Here is a 21,699-nt window from a genome sequence, read left to right as displayed (position 1 = left end):
AGCCCCCTTGAAATCTCAAGTATGATTCAGCCTACCTTAGTGTAACGGAAACGGGATCGAGCAAAAGAATGAACGTGTCGGGGCTGTACGATCCGACAACCGCTGTAACCCTGACGCTGTCCCCGATGGAAAGCCCGTCTACATCATCGGGAAGATTAAGGTCGAACCTATTGACGTTGTCGAATTTGAAGAGAGGGCCTTGCTGTCGATCGGGGTCATACTCCCCTGCTCCCAACATGAAATCGAATCGGGTTTTGTAGCTGCCATGATTCGTCCAGTACGTTATGCATCCATCGAATTCGATGGTATCGCCTTTATGCTCCTCGGCGAACTCAGCAATCGCAGGATCGCCTTCGTTGTGGGTCGCAAGAATGGCTGCAAGCTCAGGGCAATTATCAACCGTGAGCACAGCGTCCTCTTCGGGAGCCGATTCTTCAGCCGGCGCCGGCTCTTCAACTGGCTCCTCTTCAACGGCTTCCGGCTCTTCCTCAACAGGGGCCTTCTCCTCCGCTGGTTCCTCTTTCTCGGTCGAAGCCTCGGGCTCCTCTTCAGGCTCTTCTGTCTTTGTCGACTCAGCCTCTTTGGTCTCCTTAGAATGCCCAGCCGCAGCCGATGCAGTTTCAGCCTCGCTCTCGGGTTCGGTCTCGGCAACCTCTTCCACCTTGATTTCGCTGTGCTTGCATTGGATTTCATAGGACAGAGAGCAATCTTCAGCAACATCAATAACGACCGACCCGGTGGTAGTGCTGTCATCGACAGATGCAAACTTTATCCTGTGCTCGCCTTCATCAGCCTCAAGGGAATAATCTGCAACGTCCCCGTGAGGAATCGTGCCCAGCTTCTCGTCATCGAGATACACATCGACGTCGTACCTGCTGAAGATGATGTTCTCTTCGCAATCCACATGGAGAGCCACGTCATACGTAGGTACAACGGTTTCGGTCATCTCTTCGGACTCGGTGTCGTCGCAAGCGTACAGAGACGCCGCGAGTAAAGCGACCGCAAGCATCGCAAAAACTCGCTTGAGTTTCATGAGGCCCCTTTCAACAGTTGGCGGCACCGATGGAACCCATTCGATGCCGCAAAACAAAGCTTTCTATCAATACGAAGCGTATCTATCCACGCAAAGGCTCTTGTCGTAGTAGACGACGTCTCCTTCGACCAGCTTGAGCCCGTCGCCGTCACCCTCGAGGATGCTCACCGAGCAGTTGTAAGGAACGTGACCTTGCCAGAAGTCGTCAGGATTATCGTAGAGGCTGTTCAGCATGGCCCTCAAAGCAAATCCATGAGTCGAAACCAGCACCGTATCATAGTCATGCTTCGCAAGGTCGGTCAGGAATTCTTGAGTGCGTGCGCAAACACCCCTGGCGTCCTCGCCCTTCGGAAACCCGGGAAACGCAAATGCATCCTCGAAGAACAGTCGACACATTTCGGGATCGGCTTCCCGCTCCCCAGGACGGAACTTCTTGCCTTCGTAAACGCCCATGTCAATCTCTAGCAAGCGGTCGTCGAACGTAATCGGGACATCCGTATTTCCGCTTCCTATCAGCACTTCTTGCGCCGTGTTGCGTGCCCGCGAAAGAGGGCTCGAGAACACGGCGTCGAATTTCACACTCTGCAACGCCTCACCCGTGACCCTTGCAAGCTTATAGCCGCTCTCAAGCAATTGACCGTCCACACGGCCCTGAAAGATACCTGCGGCGTTGCCTTCGGTTTCGCCGTGCCTAATTACATACACACGCATAACTTAGTCAATCTTTCCATATTTCGCCTCGTAGCGCGGCAGACACCATTCAGCCAGCTTCTTGGTTTGCTTGAAGAAGAAAAGCATCCAGTCGCGGCTCGACTCTCCGATAGATTCCTTGTACAAGGCCCAACCAACGTAATACCAGTTGTGTATTGCCGAGTAGGCCATCCAGTGGAGATGTTCGCCCTCTGTTGCGGGACGTCCGAAGTAGGCTTCAAGAATGTCATCAATCTTCGGCTCGTCAACCTCGTAATCGAGGCCAGCAATCACGCGTCCGAAATCATAGCCCGGGTCGTTGTATCCCGCGAACTCCCAGTCGATGATGTCGAGGGTGTCCTCGGTCAACAACACGTTGTCGATGTTGATGTCGTTGTGGCACATCGTATGCTCGACGCCGTCCATATCCGCGTACTTCTGGAGAAGGTGCATCATCGCCCATTCCTTCTCAAATACCTTGAACAGGTCGCCTTTCATCTTGGATGCCTCTTTGAACAGGCGCTCCGTCTGATAAATCGGGTCGTAGTTGTACTCTTCCCAATTCTCCAGGCCACAACCCTCATCGTGGAACGCACGGATCTTCTTCGCCACGCGCTTCATCAATTCGACGTCTTCATAGTACACGCCGTGCAGGTCGATGCAGTTCTCGCGGAACTTGGAGATCTTAAGGCCGGTCTCGTCAATGTAGACATATGTATCATCCGCATGGGCAGCCGCACCCAGCTTCTGAGCAAGGCATTCGTTCTTACGGTAGATGAAGAATGCTGTGGAGTCTCCAGGATAGCGGAAAATGTAGCGCTCGCCGCGAACTACGAACGTGAACAAGATGTTCGAAAGACCCTTTTCAAGTACCACGATATCAGCGATCTCATCCTCGGTGCAATCCAGCACTTCGCATATCTTCGAGTTGATGCGACCGCTCACGTTGCCAAGGAACAGGCCTTCAATGTTCTGGATCTCCTGGATGTGGTCGAATTCGAGCACCATGTCGGCCGGGTATTCGTGCGCGTACATGTCCAAGTCGTCCACATGACGCGAAACGAATTCCTCCCAGAACAAATGGGAGATGCGGAAGTCAGGCTCCTCTTCTTCCATAAAGCGGACGAAGCGAGCTGCAAACGCGGGGTCCATATAAGCATGCCCGTAGATGCATTCACCACTTTTCGCACAGCTTTCGACCTTCAGGATTCGACCGCTTTCGTTCGTACGAACGACCAGCTCATCGGTAGCATCCTCCTTGAACACCGTTGCGTGGAAGGAATTGTATTCGTAGGAAGAGAATGGATTCTCTTCGAAGTAATTGTCGCAGTTGCAGATGTAGGTTCCGCCCAAACGGTCGCGAACCGTGTACAGCGAATGGATGTTGTTCTTCTTCAAATCAGGGTTGATTTCAAGTGTCACACCCCATTTGTCCTGCAGGAAGAAGTACAGCTCTTGCTTGTAAGCAATCACGACCGTAATGTCGTCGACGCCGACTTCCTTCAACTGGCGGATCTGACGTTCGATAAGCGTCTCGCCGTCTTTCATGAACAGACCCTTGGGCATGTTGTAAACAGACTTTGCAGTAATGTCCGCACCGCCAGCAGCAAGGATGACCGCATTGCGAACCTTGCAGGGCTCGATTTCGGCCATTCCGGATTCAGTCAGCTTGCCATCGGCGAGATAACCCTTGGCTTCAAGCCCGCGCATCAGCTCGGACACCTCGTCAGCGTCCTTAAACACATAGTGTCGCGTCTGCTTGTAAATCTGCTCTGCGTCTTTGACGGTACCGTCGAGCAGCGCCTTTACGACTTCGAATTCCTTATACGTAATCATCCCCAGTCTCCTTACCCACTTTTTAATCGGTATGATTAAAGCCGGCTATGGCTCAAGTTTCTGCCTGCGTTCTGTCCGCATCATCCTTCGGAAGCTTGGTTCTTCCTGCGCTCTTGCAGCAGGAGCCAGCCTTCGAAAAAGTCGATGTCGGATTTTCGAGTGATCTTCACCTGCGGCGAGGTGAACTTTGAGAACCAGATACGCTTGCCGAGTGCGAAGTACAGCGATGTCGTATGGGGCTCGAGTTCGTCAAGCATTCCAGTTGCAATCGCGTGCTCATAGGCATCCCTCAATTCCCCGTAGCGGAAGGTCCAGGGATTCGCGAAGCCCTTAAGCGTTTCTCTCACAACGCTTACCGTCGAAGACTCTTCATCAGCCTTTTCGCATGTGCACAAATCGATGTCAGTTGAAGAAATACCGTTGCCGTGCAGCTTGCAAACACGGATGGAGTCATCAATATCCTCTTGGGCAACCATAGGAGCTGCGCCGAATGCGCTCACAAGGATGTCGTCATCCGCAAGCACATCCTTCAGATTGAGCACGCCATTTGCTGTCGAACCCTGATAGGTATCGCCGCCTCGGCATATCCATTTCGCCTTGGTGATGCCATATTGCTCGATAATGGACTTTGCTTCATCAATCCATTCGGCATGACACACCAGCTCTATTGCATCTATGTTTTCGTTCTTCTGGAACTCTTCGAGGGTATACGCAAGCACCGGCTTGCCAAGAACCTTAATGAACTGCTTCGGCATACCAGCGCCAACACGGTTTCCCGTGCCGCCAGCAAGCACCATAGCCACAATCATGATCATAACCTCCAGTAGCTGCCTGCAAACATGGCGAGTCTATTTCTTTGTATTTGCTTGAATATTCATCATTGGCGAATGGCCGGCGAATCCAGTTGGAGCGACATACTGTGCGGCAAGCAGAGAAACAATGCGTCACTGTCAGGAAACAGCCTCGAAAGGAGGCCGCTCCGCTTAACCTTGCTGCTTTAATAGAGCCGTAGCAACAGCAACGTCCTCTTCCCTGAGGATTTTTATGTTGTTGCGAGCGCCTTCTCTGAAATTAAGAGTGAATCCGAGATTGTACATAAGCATGCCAATGTTGCTCTCAACCAGCTCATGACCTTCATTGTCTGCACGCTTGAATACATCTCTAACTACTGAAATCTTGTGCGCATCCGGAGACTGAAGGTCTATGATCTTATTGCGATCGAGATACTTCAGCCCGCCATTGTCATCCTGAAAGAATTGAACGTTATCCGATCTGACTTCACCCGTTATGACGCTGCCTTTTTCTCTCGTTGCCTGTATGAGTCCCGTAATCATTTCTTCGGTTACGAATGGGCGCGTTGATTCCTGGAACACAACTATGTCGCTAGGCCTGTACCCTTTGTCGCAAAGCGCCTGATAACCCTTGCGTGCAGAGAGCACCCCTGTCTTACCTGCGGGCAGAATCTTGACGAGCTTAGTAACTTTACGCCTTCTGGCGTAAGCATTCATAATGTCCTCAAAGCCCTCAAGGCATACAACGTAAATCTCATCCACCATTGGATGAGATTGGTAGGCCTCCATGCAATAGTCCACTACGGGCCTACCAAGAATGCTGATGAACTGGTTCGGAACGTTTCGCATGTTTCTTGAAGAACGTCCCCCAGCCAGGATTACCGCCGCGACTCGCGGCTGACCATGGTCCACTCGAGTCGCACGGCTCTCGCTACCAGCATCGGAATACGAAAACTCGCCCGCACCCTCCAATAGGCGTTCGGGCGTTGTATCAAGTGCCTGAGCCAACAAAAGAAGCTTCGATACCGGCAAGTCGGTCGCGTCAGATTCGATCTTCGCAACCGCCGAACGCGATCTGTAACCTATTGCGCGCGCAAGCTGGTCCTGCGTAAGACCAAGCTCAAGACGGCGGAGTTTGATATTAGTGGCGATGGTCACTTCGACGGAAACCCATCTCGCCAAAAAACCTTTGTCGGATGCGAATCGACGACAGGAACCCTCCAGTCTTTTCCATAGATTCGCTCTAAAACCCTTTCGGGATCTCGTGGCACAGAGAAATGATGCTCGCCTTCAAAAGCCAGTTTTAAACCAGGCACAAAATGGCTCGCATCCGCACTCTCCTGCTTATAGGTGTAACGCGAGAAACAGTTTAAGACCCGGCCATTTTTCTGCCCGCTATCAAGCGCGGCTTGAAAGCCTCGTTCATCAATAAGACGTTCGGGTACAAACCTAGCTAAGACTTTCTTTAGTATCCGTTTTGGCCCCTGAACGCTGCCAGCCTTATGCTTATACCACTTAATCTTCCTCAATCTCGATAACTTCTGCATTCTTTGGAAGAATGCTTCTCCCCCATCACAGTCGAGGGGAAACAAATCTATTGTAAGTCCATAATCATCAGGCCTAACGACGCTTTCGTGCCTATAGGCTGTCCTCTTGTCAAGAATCTTCGCCCATCCGAAGCCATATTCAGGCTGGAAAGGACGAATTAATCTGTATGTCTCATCCTCTTCGAATAAACTTAGGAAACGATCGTAATCCTTTCGAAGTAACCATACATCAGCATCGTCATCCCACGGGATAAATCCCCCATGTCTTATTGCACCAAGCAGCGTTCCGTAAGCAAGGTAATATGAAATATCGTGCTGCTCACAGAACGCATCCAGGCACTCCAACATCCCTAGCTCAGCTTCATGGATCTCATCCAGCGTCATCTCTACCATAAGGATTCCACCCCAGCAGACGAGCTACGGCGCTTCAAGTCAAGAAGCCCCTTTACGAACGCAAATGCGCGAATGGCCAGAATTAGCATCTGCGTAGCAACTGTGGCAATGCACATCGTATAAACGTCCAAATAGCCAAACAAGAACAAGACCGCCAAAACAGATGCGTGAAAAACGGCGCCCACGATAACGGAGACGTTAGTTACGACGTCTTTACCCATGGAGCCGAGACCTGCCCAACCAAATAGATACGTAAGCAACGTAATCGGAATCATAGGCAACATTATTCGAAGCATAGAAGTCATCCCGGCATACTCTGGGCCGAATACAAATATACAAAGAGGCTCAGCAATGATCGCGACTGCAACACAGCCAGAAATCAGAATAACCTCACCCCAAAACGCTACCTTTAAAACCATCTTATAGTTCTTCGTGCGTACGATGTTCGGGAATAGGCTACCTGTCACAGGCGTTATGGCCTGCTGTCCAGCATGAATAGCGGTATTAGTAGCTGTGTAGTATCCAAGCGTCGGACCTGTCGGGGCAATGAAGCCAAGCACCATAGTGTTCATGCTTGAGAATACCGTCCCGGCAATCCTAGACAGGAAATACAGCGAGGATTTTTTAACTTGATCCCATACGTCCCGAAAGGGTACTTTACGCACATGGAGACCTAAATGATTGCGCACATGCACATACATGATAATGAGCGCGACGGCGGCTCCCACAAAATGAAACACAGGGACAAGCATATACTGGCTATGCGATTGCACGAACAGAAATATGCATGCAGCGAACACCGCTTTAACAATGACGTTTCGAATGGTTACAGAAGACATGTTCTCAAGTCCACGGTACAGAAAATCTGGAACCATTGAATTCGAGACCGCGTAGAAATACCACCAGAAATAAAAAACGGGATCGGTGTTGAAACGGTCGACAAACAATATAATTACGCTTGCTACGATAGTTACGGGAATAGCCACCATCACTTTCGCAGACAATACAGCAGAATAAACGCGTTCTATCGAATCGCGATCGTCTCCACATTTCGCTATTTCTAACGTGCCCGACAATAGAAATCCAAAATCGAGGAACAGCAGGGCTATCGTGTAAAATGCGCTGCCGAACCCAATTTGTCCATACAAATCGGCACCGAGAACACGCGTGAGATATGGGACCGTGATAAGGCCGAACACATAATTCGACCCTGTCAACAGGAAAAGCATGAGCGTATTGTTTGCTAGAGATTTACGTTGAATATCCATCTTGAAGCCATTTACGCGAAAAATGCTATGCCAATTTTAATGACCAGACATAAATTCTTGGTACGTTTCGACAACGCCCTCTACAAGCGTAAACCCCGTACCCGCTACGAAATTCGGATTGGGCGTTTGCCAGTCATCACCATACACAGCTGCAACCATTTGTTCTGCATTAATCGGCACAGGGAGTTGGTACTCACCAACCTTTGTGTACCTCCGATTTTCAAAAACTGGCATGTCAATGTACTTGATTGACCTGTCTCTATCAGAATGGTACACACCTTCGTCTATACGACAATGGTAGAAAGACCGCAAATGCCTACCATCGGGTTCGCGCAAAAACCCCCAAACATCAAACGAGAAGCCATCCGCGCCATACGCTTGCTCGGTGATACTACCGGAATACGAATACTGCCTGAGCAGTTGATAACCGCCTTCTTCCAGTACGCTACGAACCTTGCGCCACGTTTCGTCGTCGTTATAATCAACGATAATACCAAGATCAATGTCGTTGTCCCCATGAATTAAATCATGTTCGCGAACAGCACCTAATAAAGTTCCGAACGAAAGAACGGGTTCGAATCCTGAATTTTCCATAATCGATACTACTGCGGAGGCCGTCTTCAATCCATTCTGCTCTACGGCCTTGCGCCCTTTTGAACCACGAATCCTTCGCCGTATAGTATTCATTTTCTTGAGGACAGAATAACGATTAACAATCTTTTTTATTCTCAAGTACGAACAGCGCTTCAATTCAAATAGCATAAGCAACCCCTCACAACAGAATCGTTCCAAAGAAACCCAACAGCACATGATTCATAAGCAATCCAATAGCAATGCGTCTGGGCACGTCGTACAAAGCAACCACAATGACCGCAAGGGAGAGCACAAAGAAGAGAACAGTGACTAAACCCCAGAAACCGCCTCGTTCGAAATCGTTAGTAATAGACGTATTTAGGATTGCGCCAGTGACAACAAGAATCGAAATGGGAACAGCCGTATATAGAAATCGCGCATACGAAGGAACGGTGATCAGTATTCCAAAGCTGACAACGTTGGCACAAAGCATTATTCCAATTATTACAAGATGCTCAAACCGTTCGTCGTTCTTACAAAACCTCGCAGCAATATGACACTGCAAAACCAATGCGACGCTAGCCCACGCAATTGAAGTCCATTTCTTGACCTGAAGATAATCGCTGCTAAGAACATGGAGGGCATATTCGCTTTCGCTGCCACCCACATATGCCTGAACCTTGTTCACAACGGAGAAGCCAAAATAAGAAAAAATAGGCTCAAGCGTATAAGCGCTAAAGAAGACCACCGGCAATAGCGCGATTGCCAATAGAACCGCAATCATAGGCCTGTTTTTCCCAATTTGACATAAGAAGACAAGCGGAATGAAAATGAAACCTACCGAATGAATAAGGATGGACACAATGAAAAGACTGAAAACCAAGGGGTTTTTAACCTCTTTAACAAAAACGAGGTAAAGGCCAAGTAATCCGATCGCCATCGCTGGAGTGCTCCTAACAGAGGCAACGGAATTATAGAGTGGCAAAGAGACAATCAACAAGACAAGAAGAAGCGCGTACTGACGCCTACTGTACCCACGGGTTGTTGAGTAATCAGTGAAGATGTATCCGATGATCGAATACTCCACAAAGGCTATGCTCGCAGGATAGAGTTGAGCATTTCCAGATTGACCAATCAACCAAAACCACACGATTGCCAATGGGGTATCATTTATGTGCGTTCTGGAGAACAAATCAAAGGACTGCCCGAGACTTAGACCGCTTGTTTGCATCGCTTGATTAGTATAAGTTGTCAAATCGCTATAGATGGACGTGCTATACAGCCCAAACGCAATACCCGACATTGCAATACCAACCACAACGCCTAGAAATACAGGATTGCAGTTACGTGAATAAGTTGCCACCTGCAAAAACAACGCAATGGCAGGCATTAATATTGCAATAATGGCTAAAAGAGCAGGCACACTTTCACCTATAATTCAAATGCTGATTTGTTGGGTAATAGTTTTTTCATAATACGCTGGCAACCGACTATGACCTGATCTGCCTTTTCGATAACTGCAGAATCATTAATGCACACCATTCTGCCATGCCCAGACTCAATATATGTTGCCATATCCTTCAAGGTGATCATTGGGGTATCCCTGAACTGAAACGCTTTACCCAATGCTGGGTTTCCAGGCATAAACTCGCCTTTGGCAAGCTGCCAGTTCTTTACCAGATACTGATTGACATCGAACGTACTTCGAACGCGATTGCGGCACGTTGAATCCAAAAGCGCCTCTTCTTTTTCCCAGACCTCAAGGTAAGCTTTCTTGGTAAGTGGGTTCGCAAGATGGAACTCCATTATTCCGCAGAAATATGGATAGGGAAGAACCGTAAGCGTTCGAAGCACATTTAAGCCGTATTTTGGATTGATCCACTTAAGAGGGTGTCTCTTGACTACGCCGTGAAAATCGAAGTGCTGGTTTATCACAGCATTGTCCACGATAGACATAAAGAACCAATCTCCATAGCCGACCTTTAAAGGGGTGCCAATTGCCGGTATTTTTGGTAGACCCTTTTCAAAGAAGTCTTCCGCTTTCGTCGGACGAATCAGAAACATATCATCATTGAAGTAAACAAAGCGGTCAGCTAATCCTTCAATGCGATGAAAATTAAGCTCGATAGTATTAGCACTGAACGTAGGCAGATACTCTTCGGGAATATAGTCCTCGTGTTTGACGAGATGCAACTTCGGATGATCCAAGTTAAGCCATTCGGGGTAATGCCCCCATGTTACAAAATGTATCTTGCGGACCCAAGGTGCGAATTGCTCGACCCCTCGAAACCAATAACGCAGAAGACCCCAATCGCGATAGCGCGCAATGCTATCCTCAATCCCCATGTCAGAACCGGAATAGTTGGCTTTCTCAGTAAGCCAAGCAGGGTCACTTCCATCAACCCAAGGTATCACGAAATCAATGTCATAATCCCTTGTCATCATTAATCTCCTTCGGGAAAGCCCGATGTCATATCTCGTTTCGCAATTGCGTCTTCGACAGCGGTTCCCAAATCAAATTCAAATACAATGTGCTTTTCACGAGCCTCCGGAGGCGGTGGAGTCATGTAATCCGCCCCGAAAGCTTGCGCCAGATAATCCTCTATGGAGTTCGGCCCCATAAGAAGCTTTCCTTCAAAATCCAGTCTGCGCATTGGAAGAATTACCGACCGCTCGTAAATCTCCCCGAAATACTTCTTACGTGCATTGGGGATAGTCAGTAATCGCGACTTTTCGTTTTTGCATAATGCGTTCCAACGATACCAAGCATGGGTCCATGCGTCGATGCTTGCAAATGAAAGCACTTTGCCAATGGCATTCTTCAGCTTGAATACGCGCGATAGCTGAGCGTCGCCTTGGGCCATGTTCAGATACGTATCGCCATACCATGCGAACCGCCTGCAGGAATACAAGAACCCTATCGCTAGTGAACCAAATCCATGCAACGCTCTAAGAATCGGATTATCAGGCGCCGACTCCCATATAAAAAGGTCTATGTAGACCCCGCATTCGCCATCAGTTAGTAGGTCATCGCGACATTTGAGAGTTGTTCCACGCTTACGAATGCGTGCAAACGTCAATCCGTATTCTTTCGTATCGAGCGGGGTTTGTAGAATGTACCCGTCACCGAGCTCATCGTTAAAGGCTTTGCAAAAACGCTCATAGCTCATACGATCCATTGCAATATCCAGATCGTCATCCCAAGGGATGAACCCACCATCCCTGTATGCCCCCAGACAGCTTCCGGCGAATAGCATATAGTCGATACATGCTCTTTTGCATGCGGCGTCAATATCCAACATCATATCCAACAAAACGATTTGCAGTGCTTGCAAATCGTCACCTTCAACCACCTTGTAGGCACCTTTGCCATGAAGATGCTTAAATGCTTCAAACGTAGAAAGCTTATTCATTCTGAAATCCATTCATTAAGACTAAAGCACGCCTTTGAATAGACGGTTATAAACTGGCATAGCTACGTCATATAGAATGGGTGCATACCTAAACAACGCCAAACGTGCCTTCTGCGCCCTACTGGCACGTTCACAACGGACCGCCTTCCGATAGCTCGCCTTGACAGAGGCCCTTGCCATCTCGTCTATCGTTCGTGCTTCCGATTCGTTCGCCATGCGTTTTGTGAAATCATGAACTCTTACATGCATCAATGAATCGAAAAATGCGAGGTCATTTTCAAAATTGTAGCCAAGCCTTCTAAAGTCATCTAATGCAGTTTGTATCGCTTCGACATACTCAGTGCCTTGCTCAATGGTGGCATTTTGCGCATGAACTATCGAACCTTCACGGATGACGTATCCATAGATAGGAGATTCAATCACACGCACTTCTTTGGCGCAGGCCATCAGTTTCCCTATCGTTCGAACCTCTTCATAACGAACGCCAAGAGGAAACGGGTGCTCTTTGTAATAGCGAAGGTTGAACAGCTTAGCCGGCGCACACGTCGGTAATCGCTTTGCTAATATTGCCTTGCATGCATCTTCGTGCGACAAATCTTTAGCAGCTGTAGAGCCAGGCATCTTCTCAAGCGCAGCCGCAACACAATCCTCATTCACGTCTAAGCAAGTCCCGATGATCAACCTATCTGGCGCATCTTCCATGGCTTGAGCCATAGAAGAGAGATAGCAGGGTGAAACGACATCATCACCGTCTATAAAGCTGACATATGTTCCCCTGCATGCAGCCACACCGCAATTCCTTGCATCGGATAATCCGCCGTTTTCTTTATGGATCACACGAATCCTAGCGTGATCCGATGCATATGCATCAAGGACGGCCGGGGTGCCGTCCACAGAACCGTCATCTACACAGATGATTTCATAGTCTTCGTACGTTTGCGAAAGAACCGAATCCAAGCATCTAGGCGCTTCCGCCTCAAGGTTGTAGAAGGGGATGACGACGCTTATGGTGGGCTTCGGTGCTGTTTCGAAGTGTAGAGCTGACTTAACCACGACTGCCAGCAACCTTTCTAGCCAAGAAGCTAGCCCCTTTCTTAAACCAGTGCTGGCTCTCAAGGTTTACCACGGGCATCTCTACATATGCAATGCCTCGCGATTCGACCCAATAATCCAGTAGCCGCTCACTCACGAAGCCGAACACTCGAGCATCGTTTGCGCTGTAGTTACTGATGTCCAGCCTATTCTCCAACTCAAATAAAACCTTAAAGAGCCACTCGCACCACTCATCTGCCACTGTGCGCTTCATGACAAACATGTTGAACCTATGCCCGTACGTGCGATTCATTACTTCGTCGTACAAACCAACGAGATGCGGTTCATACTCCGTCAGGATCTCCCGGGTAAAGGCAAGATCTTCTTCGTGGTGGGCATGGACATATTGGCTATAGTTAGTCTCAATAAAGTAATTCCGCGGCGTCGGCAGCAACACATCGACATGCGACAAAGCATTTTTAAGTTGATCACCACTTGCAACTCGAGATTTCTTATCTCCAAGCCTGCGTGCTGCGAAATGACGTCTGTAATGGGCAAGTCCCAGGTATTCCGATTCGAGGTTCTTCCAGGCCCAATACAATGCCGTGAGTTCGCAGTAATTTGGATTCTTTTCTGAAATATTATCCCCTACATTATCAGGCTGAAATCCTCTTATCGGCTGCATAGAGCCGGCATTTACCTGTACGGGAAGATAGCAAGGGTCATCCGGCATCCAGTAGGGCTTGTGAGTAGCAACTACAATCGTCAAATCCCTCCGATTGACTTCATGAGGCATGCTACTTCCCCGTCCCTTCAATCATGGTTTTAAAAGTCTTTAGAAATATTTCGGCATCAGTCTTCAAGCTGCAGTTGCGAGCGTAGAAGAGCTCGAGCTCCTGACGAGCTCCGCTTTCAAAAGTTGCCTTATTGCGCTCGCTTGTCTGCCAAAGTCCCGTAATTCCCGGCGGGACCGAAAGAAGGCAATCGCGATCCTTACCAAAATATCCCACTTCTTCAGCCGTAATCACACGTGGTCCGATAACACTAATCTGACCTAGTAACACATTAATGAACTGGGGAAACTCATCGATGCTCGACGACCTCAAAAACCGGCCAAGTTTGGTAATCCGGGGATCGTCCTCAACCTTATGCTCGAGATGCCAAAGCTCAAGCTGTTCAGGCGTAAAATACTTCTCGAGATTGTCCGAATCAGCAACCATCGAACGAAACTTGTATACCTTGAATGGTTTGCCCCCACGACCAATGCGTTCGGAAGAATAAATGGGACTTCCGCCAGTGTCCCTCATTATGAATCCACTCAATATCAGGCCAGGAAGAAACCCGACCACAATTACGCAAGCGCTAAAGCATATATCGAAAACCCGTTTAATAAACCGATAGTAAAGCGGTTTTTTGATTACGGGCTTTTCGACCTGAGTTGTTTCGTCAACCGCGGCAAGGCCCATGTCGTCAGGGCAAAGATTACAAGAACGATAATCGACTTCTCTATTTCCAAAACCATCAGCATTGACGACATTTTGCAGAATGCCATCACGGGAAATCCGAATCACATTATCACTGCCAGTTGTTTGTGTTCCAGAATCTATCATTGACTCTACTTGTTTAGAAGCAGCATTCATCGATGGAATCATGCGGAAAACCTCTGTAGCCTTTTCTTTCGAGCGCTCCATCAAAGGAGCGCTCACAACTCTGCCCTCGTCATCTTCTGGTTGTGCGAAGGCTTGCGTGTCACTCTTTAACTCTTGGAAACAATCTCGAGACCGACTTTGATCATCTTCTTACGACCCATGACCGTCATCTCGAGATACGCCAAACGCTTGTGACGGTCAATGCGCTTAATCAGGCCAGTTTGGCCTCTCAGCGGACCTTCGTTGATAATGATCTGATCGCCTTCGATCACGCCTTTGCTCATGCGAACAATCCGTCGATCTGGGGCCGTAAAAGCTTCGAGGAATTTAATCTCATCATCCAGCAATGGCGTAAAAGAGACGTCATTACCCAGGAGGCGCGTAAAAGCCGGTACATCGATAAGCGCCTGATTTAGCTTTTCGGGATCTGTCGCAATCACAAAGACGTATCCTGGTAGCAGAAGCTCCTTGCGCTTCTGCCATTGCCCCCTAGAACGGCGCATGACTTCGACCTGGGGTACAAACGCCTCTTTCAGGACATCCTTACCGACGAACGACCGAATGAGACCGATGACGCGGTCTTCTTGATTGGTTCCTACTTGGATTACGTACCACATAATGATTGTTGGTTTCTCAGACGTTCCAGCTTATCAAGGGAGTACAACGTTGTTAACGCGGCCGCCTGGCAGCCGCGCGATCCTGCGTTGTATTCATCCCCTTGACCAGCCAGAACGCGCCGAAGCGACGATTCTGCGAAACCAAGCTATGTCCCTTCCGTTAGTTGGCCAACATGAATGGCTAACTGGCTGAATTCAGCCCTTTTTGCGAGCACTTTGCCGTCAAGAATCGTTGACCCCAGCGGTGCACGTAAAACGAACGCTTATCTAACAAATTGATCGACAGAATTTTAGTTTGAGCGCGCTCCAACTCTATTCAAGGAACTTGTCTAGAAGGTGAATTGACACATAGAATTCAAATATGGTAATATGTACCTATGTTCTCTGGCATATATACCTTGAATGGTATGGTTTCGCTTCGACTCCGATTCGTTAAAAGCAGCTTTTGGGCTGGGTTTTAACATCGGCGCTTCTACATTGGCATGGCTGTAGTGCGAGTTGCAGTTTCCGGCTTGGTCAAGGGTGAATTGCGTTATATGCAGACGTTACGACGTCTGCATTATTGGCGCTGTATTCATCCTCTTGACCCAGCCAGAACGCGCCGAAGCGACGATTCTGCGAAACCAAGCTATGTCCTTTTTGGTTTGGCAACTTTGCAATGGTTGCCATGACCGCATACCCTCAGTCACGTTCCCCATTCGACAATTCCGTAAGAGCGAAACCACAACGCTTCATTCGCCCTACGTCGTTGATCGAATTGCTGAGCGTATTGTAGTTTGAGTTAGCTTTAATTGTTTTATGGATAGCGAAAATGTAGCGCAAACGGGCTTGTAGCCGCAAGAAACGACCCAGTTGCCGCCATGATGGGTATATCCAACCACTAAAACTGGCTTCCAGATGGCTCCTAACCGCATTTCAGGTGGGCATTCGGGTGCTTTAGCGAAGGGGTGCATCTGCTTTGGGTTTGAGTGTTTGCGCTAGCGATGGCCTGCCGAGCTCTTGCCAAGGATGGTATGGCGGCATGCATTGAGACGATAGTTGTTCATTGTTTGGACTGGCTACAGGTTTTGCTCGCAGGCGATGGGTCCAAGCCGGATGAGCCGCGCAGGCGGACGCTACGACGAGGTTTGGCCTTTCGGGCAATAGAACCTACTTGGCACACATTCTGCTGGCTCACTGGAGAGCCCTCCGGCATGCGCAATGTGTCCTATTGCTCACATTTATAAGTATCGGTACTTTCTTCACCCATTACGCAAAGCTGTGCACCTGGACATCGCCGCAGACACAGCAGCAAAATGAGCGATAATCCTTGTCGTGCCTCACACACCGCAAGAAGCCGCGCGCTAGATGAAGCGCGCGGCCCTCGATGTCACAGGTATATTACGATACTTCCCTGCTCGCTAATCTCCGTGCTTGAAAACCGTCCCCATGAAGACCGACAGGGCGATGATGATTGCGGCGCAGCCCAGCCCGATCCATAGCGTATCGATGCCCTGAGCCCCTTTCAGCACGTGGCCCAGGAAGAACACGCCGATCATCACAACGATGACGCCGGTCAACCGCTCCTTCAGGTCGTCGAAATCTCTGAACTCGAGCCATTTGGGAAGAGGGATGTTCTCGCTAATGAATAGGTTCACGAGGCCGATCGACAGTATGTACAGCGCAACGGCGAGCAGGAACGCGTCGGCGTCCTCGATGAAATCGATGGTCAGGTCGTGCAGGCTGATTTCGCCCATCAGGTATTCGCCCGACGAGACGACCAGCGCGACGAGCGTCTCTAACGCCAGCACGACCGAAGAGATCAGCAGGCCCACCGCAGGCACCGTTGCGACGAAACGCGTGCGCCCGGCCACCTTGCGCACAAGAAAGCCCCCGTCTTTGTCAACCGCATTGTTTTCAGGCATGTCATCCATTTGTCCACCCCGTTTCCCATCGTGCCCATTGTACACGCTCAAGAGACGCCCTGCCTGCCTACAGGAAAGCAAAAGTCAAAAGCCCGCTTCGCGCAAAGTGCCGTATGGGATTGGGAACGACCAAGCAGCCTTTTCAGCCGCGAATCGAAAACCTGCGTTGCCCTTATGGCCACCTGTTCCAGCGATGCACGATAATGGCTGCGTCGCTAACTGCACACGGACGGGGAAAGTGAGGTACGCCATGTGCACAGGGATTAGATTCGTCGACAATGACGGCAACATGTATTTCGGACGCAATCTCGACTGGAGCTGCTCCTACGGCGAGCAGGTCGTCATCACGCCCACCGGCTACACGCCTGTTTCGCCTTTCAACGCGATAACCGAAATCAAGCACGCCGTATTCGGCATGGGCATTGTCCAGCAACATGTCCCGCTGTATTTCGACTGCGCGAATGACGCCGGGCTGGCCGTCGCGGGCCTGAACTTTCCGGGCTATGCGCAATACGCTCCGAACGCCATAGACGGCAAGACCAACGTTGCGGCGTATGAGTTCCCCTTGTGGGTGACCGCGAGCTTCCGGACGGTCGACGAAGTGGAAGCCGCCCTTGCGCATGTCGCGATCGTCGATGAGCCCATCAACGAGAAGTATCCCTCGTCGCTTCTGCATTGGATTATCGGCGACGCGAAGCGCTCGATAGTCGTCGAATACACCGCCGACGGCATGCAGGTGTTCCATGACGAATTCGACGTGCTGACAAACCAACCCGGATTCGCGTGGCATGCTGAGAACCTCCGCAACTACATCAACGTGACGCCCGGTGTTCCCGGTCCGCTTTCGTGGGGCGCAGGCGAGCTGACCGCTTACGGCTCGGGCGGCGGGATGCGGGGGCTGCCTGGCGACTATTATTCGCCGTCGCGATTCGTGCGCGTGGCCTACCTCAACGCGCACTACCCCCGCAAGGACACCGAAGAGGAAAACGTGAGCCGCCTGTTCCACACGCTCGGCGGCGTTTCGATGGTCGACGGCGCCGCCCGCATGACCAACGGAGAGTTCGAGCTGACCATCTATACGGGCGGCGTTTCATGCCGCACCAACACCTATTACTACTCGACCTACGACGATCCCGCCATACGCTCGGTTTCCTTGTCGGATTACGATGCGCAAGGCTGCGACCTCGTCATCGTGTAGCGCGACGGATAGCATCATGTCATGTACGCCCGCTCGGAGGCTCCGTCGTCGCCGCTGAGCGGGCGTACGTCGCGGCCGAGCGTCGAATAGCAGAGGCCGCCCGGCCCCGGACACACGTATCCGCTTCTCGACTTCCTGCACAGTCGACGGCGCACACCCGCACGAATGGTCAATGCTCTTCGGGCTCGCCCCATCGCCCTTAGCCCCTGCACCCCTTTGTGCTTGACTACTCTTCGCTATCTCTCCATGGCCCCGGAGTGCCATCTGAGCCACCGACGTCGATTCTATAAAGGAAAAACCCAGCGATGCCGGACTTGGGACACGCATCAGTGCACACCGAAGGCTTGCGAAACCGCACACCGATGCGCCGTGGAATCATGCACCTATTTCCCTGAGGATTTCTTCAGTAGACCACATCGCGAACCTTTATGAACACGAATCCACCCTGCTGTGATTCTCGACCATAAAAAACGAGAAGGCCGCCTGGCTCCGATAAATCTTCAGGCGGCCTTGTCCTGCATCGACCCGCAGGCAATGCCGTCGTCGACCACGACTGTATTCATGACTCCGGACGCTGGTTCAGGCGGCCAGCGCCGTCATCACGAATCGACTTCGGCATCATCTCGAGTGGCGGTTTTCAGGCCCCGTCCAGGCACGAAAGTGGGTAGGGACTTATGGATACGGACTTTCGCAACTGATCTCATTCGGTTTTGCGACACGCGGACGGGGCCTGCGTAGAGGACACGGTTGGCTTCTCGATTCAAAACTGGCACAAGAGCCTTCCTGGCCGATATGGCATCCTCCCGCCTAAGTCAGCCTTTTGCAAGGGTGTCATCAGGCCAACGGGGTGCATCCTAACAGAGCAACACCAACCGCATACAAACCTGATTTGTAGCGCGTTCACATTTGCCCTGCGGGCGCCTTTTGCGTGCTTCGTCCGTGGTTTTCGCAACACAATTCCTCCAAGGCGCAGAGACCAGCGTTTCCGTATACGTCGCTCACCTGCGGCGATGTTGATTCGATTGCAAACTCGTACGTTTTTCGGCGCACGTCGCGTTTGTGGGGCGTTGCTCCCCTTCCTATACGATTCCTTTGGCTCCTGGGACCATGGAATCTCTAACACGCTCCCCGTCTAGTGGGTTTCTACCCGCAACACCCAGCAGACTTCCAGGAGCCCACTTTTCCAACATGCAGCGCCGCCGCACGCTTCGCACGACACGCGATCGAACGAGCGGCGCTTCCGCACACTCACGTCCGATCCGAAACACGCTTGGAGGCTCCCATGGCAAACGCAACCGTAAGGAAAAACGACGGATGGCAGGGCATTTTGGCCGAGTCCTGCAGCGACATTCAGCAGCTGCGCGACTTCCTGCAGCTTTCGGACGCGGATTCCACGATGCTGGAGTCCATTCAGGAGAACTACCCCTTGCTGGTCAACCCGTACTACCTGTCGTTGGTGAACCCTAACGACCCGGACGACCCCGTCAGGCGCATGTGCATCCCTGCGGCCGAGGAGCTGGATTTCTCCGGGCTGGCGGACACGAGCGGCGAATCCAAGAGCACCGTTTTGCCTGGTCTGCAGCACAAATATGCCGAGACTGCGCTGGTTCTTTCCACCAACCAGTGCGCCATGTACTGTCGGCATTGTTTCCGCAGGCGGCTTGTAGGGCGCGACGCCGACGAGACGGTGCGAAACATCGACGCCGTGGCCGACTACATCCGCGACCACGAGGAGATCACGAACGTCCTGATCAGCGGCGGCGACGCCCTCATGAACAGCAACGAGACGCTGTTCCGCTATCTTGAGGCGCTCGCCCCCATCCCGCATCTTAAAACCATCCGCCTGGGCACGCGCATTCCCGTGGTTCTGCCGCAGCGCATCACGGACGACCCCGGGCTTATCGACCTGCTTTCCGGCTTCAACCATATAGTGCAGCTGCATGTGGTGACGCAGTTCAACCACCCCAACGAGATTACGCCCGAGTCGCGCGACGCTATTCGCATACTGCTTGAACTGGGCATTCCTGTGCGCAACCAAACCGTGCTCCTGAAGGGCGTGAACGACACCCCCGAGACGCTTGCACGCCTGATGGACGACCTAGTCGGAATCGGCATTGTGCCGTATTACGTGTTCCAGTGCCGGCCCACCGTGGGCGTCAAGAACCGCTTCCAGGTGCCCATTCTTACGGGCTGCAACATTGTTGCGCAGGCGCGCGCCCAGCTGAGCGGCCTGGCCAAGAGCTTCCGCTACATCATGTCCCACGACGCCGGCAAGATCGAGCTGCTGGGGCCTTTGGGTGCACAAGGCGCGGCGGCCGATGCGCAGGATGCTGGTTCGAGCGGTGCTTCCGCCGAGCGCACGCCTGTGCTGGTCAGGTTCCACCAGGCGCGCAACCGTAAGCTGCTCAACAACGTTTTCCCTGTTGATGTTGCGCCCGATGATTGCTGGTTCGTCGACCCGCAGGCACAAGCCGAGTCGCCTGCATACGAGCTGACAAGGGTCTAGCGCGCGTATCGACGCCTCTCAGACGTGGCCAGATGTGTCCCCGCTGGCGCAAAAATGAGACGAAAGGAAACGTCCCTACTGACACATTACGAAAAGAGCCCCGGGCGGGGCTCTATCTGGTTAGTTGAACTTGAAGATCTTCTGGGCTACGTGGTAGCCGCCAAGGCCAATGCGTCGTCCCAGTTCGGTGGGCAGGTTCATGCCCAGGTTCAGGATGTTCGCACGCACCGGCAGGTACATGTCCGGCCTCGCGTCGCGCAGGTAGCCCCACAGCGAATTCAGCTCGCGGGTGTTCTCCTTCGTGCGCTTCATCCGCAAAAACACCGTGCAGATGCACATCATCATGGACAGGTAGCTCAGCATGTATTTGCGCAGCTTCTTGGACTCCACGGCGTCCACGTCCACCGAATCGATCATCACGCGCGTGATCAGTACCTGCTGGTCGCGGCGCTTGTACATGATGGACTCGTTGACGCTTTGGTCCTCGCGGCCGATGAAGTAGCGGTACATGTCCACGTCCAGGTAGTAGATGGTGCCCACATACGGCAGCGGCACGTACACGAAGATGTTGTCCACGTAGAACGTGTGCGCCGGCAGCTTGATGCCGGAGTCGCGCAGCACCTGCGTGCGGTACATGACCGAGTGCATGAGCAGGTATTGCGACGGGTTGAAGCGCTTGATGTCGTCCCAGCCGAACTCGCGGCCCTGCGGGAACACGTTGGTGTAGCGGATGGTGGTCGAAGTGCCCTCGTACACCTTCTCGTACACGTAGTTCGCGATGATCAGGTCGGTCGGGTCGGAGACTTCGACCTGCGTGCGGGCGTAGTTTATCACCTGCTGCAGTGCGTCTTTGTCCAGCCAGTCGTCGGAGTCCACCACCTTGAAATACAGCCCCGTGGCGTTCGCCAAGCCGGTGTTGACCGCCTGTCCATGGCCGCCGTTTTCCTGATGGATCGCGCGAATCGTGGTGGGATAATCCGCGGCCCACTGGTCCGCCTTCGCCGGGGTGTCGTCCTTGAACGACCCATCGTCGACGATGATGATTTCCAAATCGTCCTGCTCGTCGCGGCAGGCCAGGATGGATTCGATACATTTGTCCATGTACTCGGCCGAGTTGTAACACGGAATAGCGAATGTGATGGTCTTCATGAGGCTCCTTGCCGACAATTTCGAACACGTGACATTGTAACTGTCGCTGTGCCGCCCGTAGTGCTATATCATCGGAACACCAGATACGATTTATGCACAT

Annotated in this window: 19 protein-coding genes; 2 read left to right on the top strand and 17 right to left on the bottom strand. The window is 51.4% G+C overall.

Annotated features, from left to right (window positions below; genetic code table 11):
• Positions 1 to 31: 31 nt before the first annotated feature.
• The 16 genes from SHEL_RS14300 to SHEL_RS06030 form a co-directional block, all read right to left on the bottom strand.
• Positions 32 to 1,033 carry a DUF4839 domain-containing protein gene (locus tag SHEL_RS14300; RefSeq protein ID WP_012798374.1) on the bottom strand — a complete coding sequence of 334 codons (1,002 nt, stop codon included), beginning with the start codon at positions 1,031 to 1,033 and terminating at the stop codon, positions 32 to 34.
• 66 nt (positions 1,034 to 1,099) lie between these two features.
• Positions 1,100 to 1,744 carry a histidine phosphatase family protein gene (locus SHEL_RS06100; RefSeq protein ID WP_012798373.1) on the bottom strand — a complete coding sequence of 215 codons (645 nt, stop codon included), beginning with the start codon at positions 1,742 to 1,744 and terminating at the stop codon, positions 1,100 to 1,102.
• A gap of 3 nt (positions 1,745 to 1,747) precedes the next feature.
• On the bottom strand, positions 1,748 to 3,559 hold the full coding sequence (locus SHEL_RS06095) for a CTP--phosphocholine cytidylyltransferase (RefSeq protein ID WP_012798372.1): 1,812 nt from the start codon (positions 3,557 to 3,559) through the stop codon (positions 1,748 to 1,750).
• A gap of 80 nt (positions 3,560 to 3,639) precedes the next feature.
• Positions 3,640 to 4,368, bottom strand: coding sequence for an IspD/TarI family cytidylyltransferase (locus SHEL_RS06090; RefSeq protein ID WP_012798371.1), 729 nt, complete (start codon positions 4,366 to 4,368; stop codon positions 3,640 to 3,642).
• A gap of 174 nt (positions 4,369 to 4,542) precedes the next feature.
• Positions 4,543 to 5,508: an XRE family transcriptional regulator gene (locus SHEL_RS06085; protein ID WP_012798370.1), complete on the bottom strand. Its 966-nt coding sequence runs from the start codon at positions 5,506 to 5,508 to the stop codon at positions 4,543 to 4,545.
• A complete protein-coding gene (locus tag SHEL_RS14295) occupies positions 5,505 to 6,290 on the bottom strand; it encodes a LicD family protein (RefSeq protein WP_012798369.1) in 786 nt (261 codons plus the stop codon). Before SHEL_RS14295 ends, SHEL_RS06085 begins: the two co-directional genes overlap by 4 nt.
• The gene (locus SHEL_RS06075) at positions 6,284 to 7,558 is read right to left on the bottom strand and encodes an oligosaccharide flippase family protein (protein ID WP_012798368.1); all 1,275 of its coding nucleotides are present in this window, start codon (positions 7,556 to 7,558) and stop codon (positions 6,284 to 6,286) included. The genes SHEL_RS14295 and SHEL_RS06075 overlap by 7 nt, the downstream gene beginning before the upstream one ends.
• A 36-nt stretch (positions 7,559 to 7,594) precedes the next feature.
• On the bottom strand, positions 7,595 to 8,320 hold the full coding sequence (locus tag SHEL_RS06070; RefSeq protein ID WP_012798367.1) for an LICD family protein: 726 nt from the start codon (positions 8,318 to 8,320) through the stop codon (positions 7,595 to 7,597).
• 10 nt (positions 8,321 to 8,330) lie between these two features.
• Positions 8,331 to 9,554 (bottom strand): EpsG family protein, encoded by a 1,224-nt coding sequence (locus SHEL_RS14850; protein ID WP_126513761.1) that lies wholly within the window; start codon positions 9,552 to 9,554, stop codon positions 8,331 to 8,333.
• 8 nt (positions 9,555 to 9,562) lie between these two features.
• Positions 9,563 to 10,576 (bottom strand): stealth family protein, encoded by a 1,014-nt coding sequence (locus SHEL_RS06060; protein WP_012798365.1) that lies wholly within the window; start codon positions 10,574 to 10,576, stop codon positions 9,563 to 9,565.
• Positions 10,576 to 11,544, bottom strand: coding sequence for a LicD family protein (locus SHEL_RS06055; RefSeq protein WP_012798364.1), 969 nt, complete (start codon positions 11,542 to 11,544; stop codon positions 10,576 to 10,578). The genes SHEL_RS06060 and SHEL_RS06055 overlap by 1 nt, the downstream gene beginning before the upstream one ends.
• A 21-nt stretch (positions 11,545 to 11,565) precedes the next feature.
• Positions 11,566 to 12,597 carry a glycosyltransferase family 2 protein gene (locus tag SHEL_RS14290; RefSeq protein WP_012798363.1) on the bottom strand — a complete coding sequence of 344 codons (1,032 nt, stop codon included), beginning with the start codon at positions 12,595 to 12,597 and terminating at the stop codon, positions 11,566 to 11,568.
• The gene (locus SHEL_RS06045) at positions 12,590 to 13,372 is read right to left on the bottom strand and encodes a DUF4422 domain-containing protein (protein ID WP_012798362.1); all 783 of its coding nucleotides are present in this window, start codon (positions 13,370 to 13,372) and stop codon (positions 12,590 to 12,592) included. The genes SHEL_RS14290 and SHEL_RS06045 overlap by 8 nt, the downstream gene beginning before the upstream one ends.
• Position 13,373: 1 nt before the next feature.
• Complete coding sequence (locus SHEL_RS06040) at positions 13,374 to 14,282, bottom strand: sugar transferase (protein WP_126513760.1); 909 nt, start codon at positions 14,280 to 14,282, stop codon at positions 13,374 to 13,376.
• Between the two features lie 50 nt (positions 14,283 to 14,332).
• Positions 14,333 to 14,842: an antiterminator LoaP gene (gene loaP / locus SHEL_RS06035; protein WP_012798360.1), complete on the bottom strand. Its 510-nt coding sequence runs from the start codon at positions 14,840 to 14,842 to the stop codon at positions 14,333 to 14,335.
• Between the two features lie 1,400 nt (positions 14,843 to 16,242).
• Positions 16,243 to 16,755 carry a YqhA family protein gene (locus tag SHEL_RS06030; protein WP_012798359.1) on the bottom strand — a complete coding sequence of 171 codons (513 nt, stop codon included), beginning with the start codon at positions 16,753 to 16,755 and terminating at the stop codon, positions 16,243 to 16,245.
• 241 nt (positions 16,756 to 16,996) lie between these two features.
• Between SHEL_RS06030 and bsh the strand changes: the two genes are divergently transcribed.
• Positions 16,997 to 17,944: a choloylglycine hydrolase gene (bsh, locus tag SHEL_RS06025; RefSeq protein ID WP_012798358.1), complete on the top strand. Its 948-nt coding sequence runs from the start codon at positions 16,997 to 16,999 to the stop codon at positions 17,942 to 17,944.
• Positions 17,945 to 19,226: 1,282 nt separating this feature from the next.
• Entirely contained in the window at positions 19,227 to 20,450 is a 1,224-nt protein-coding gene (locus SHEL_RS06020) for a KamA family radical SAM protein (RefSeq protein ID WP_012798357.1), read from the top strand.
• Between the two features lie 120 nt (positions 20,451 to 20,570).
• On the opposite strand, the gene SHEL_RS06015 is transcribed toward SHEL_RS06020, so the two are convergent.
• On the bottom strand, positions 20,571 to 21,599 hold the full coding sequence (locus SHEL_RS06015; protein WP_012798356.1) for a glycosyltransferase family 2 protein: 1,029 nt from the start codon (positions 21,597 to 21,599) through the stop codon (positions 20,571 to 20,573).
• Between the last annotated feature and the right edge of the window lie 100 nt (positions 21,600 to 21,699).

The sequence above is a fragment of the Slackia heliotrinireducens DSM 20476 genome (assembly GCF_000023885.1).
In the GTDB taxonomy this organism is placed as follows: Bacteria; Actinomycetota; Coriobacteriia; order Coriobacteriales; family Eggerthellaceae; genus Slackia; species Slackia heliotrinireducens.
This window is presented reverse-complemented; position numbering and strand designations above follow the sequence as displayed.

Bases quoted from the DNA above. Each gene is read 5' to 3' on its own strand.
- SHEL_RS14300 (WP_012798374.1), bottom strand. From the start codon at position 1,033: ATGAAACTCAAGCGAGTTTTTGCGATGCTTGCGGTCGCTTTACTCGCG.
- SHEL_RS06100 (WP_012798373.1), bottom strand. From the start codon at position 1,744: ATGCGTGTGTATGTAATTAGGCACGGCGAAACCGAAGGCAACGCCGCA.
- SHEL_RS06095 (WP_012798372.1), bottom strand. From the start codon at position 3,559: ATGATTACGTATAAGGAATTCGAAGTCGTAAAGGCGCTGCTCGACGGT.
- SHEL_RS06090 (WP_012798371.1), bottom strand. From the start codon at position 4,368: ATGATTGTGGCTATGGTGCTTGCTGGCGGCACGGGAAACCGTGTTGGC.
- SHEL_RS14295 (WP_012798369.1), bottom strand. From the start codon at position 6,290: ATGGTAGAGATGACGCTGGATGAGATCCATGAAGCTGAGCTAGGGATG.
- SHEL_RS06075 (WP_012798368.1), bottom strand. From the start codon at position 7,558: ATGGATATTCAACGTAAATCTCTAGCAAACAATACGCTCATGCTTTTC.
- SHEL_RS06070 (WP_012798367.1), bottom strand. From the start codon at position 8,320: ATGCTATTTGAATTGAAGCGCTGTTCGTACTTGAGAATAAAAAAGATT.
- SHEL_RS06060 (WP_012798365.1), bottom strand. From the start codon at position 10,576: ATGATGACAAGGGATTATGACATTGATTTCGTGATACCTTGGGTTGAT.
- SHEL_RS06055 (WP_012798364.1), bottom strand. From the start codon at position 11,544: ATGAATAAGCTTTCTACGTTTGAAGCATTTAAGCATCTTCATGGCAAA.
- SHEL_RS06045 (WP_012798362.1), bottom strand. From the start codon at position 13,372: ATGCCTCATGAAGTCAATCGGAGGGATTTGACGATTGTAGTTGCTACT.
- loaP (WP_012798360.1), bottom strand. From the start codon at position 14,842: ATGTGGTACGTAATCCAAGTAGGAACCAATCAAGAAGACCGCGTCATC.
- SHEL_RS06030 (WP_012798359.1), bottom strand. From the start codon at position 16,755: ATGGATGACATGCCTGAAAACAATGCGGTTGACAAAGACGGGGGCTTT.
- bsh (WP_012798358.1), top strand. From the start codon at position 16,997: ATGTGCACAGGGATTAGATTCGTCGACAATGACGGCAACATGTATTTC.
- SHEL_RS06020 (WP_012798357.1), top strand. From the start codon at position 19,227: ATGGCAAACGCAACCGTAAGGAAAAACGACGGATGGCAGGGCATTTTG.
- SHEL_RS06015 (WP_012798356.1), bottom strand. From the start codon at position 21,599: ATGAAGACCATCACATTCGCTATTCCGTGTTACAACTCGGCCGAGTAC.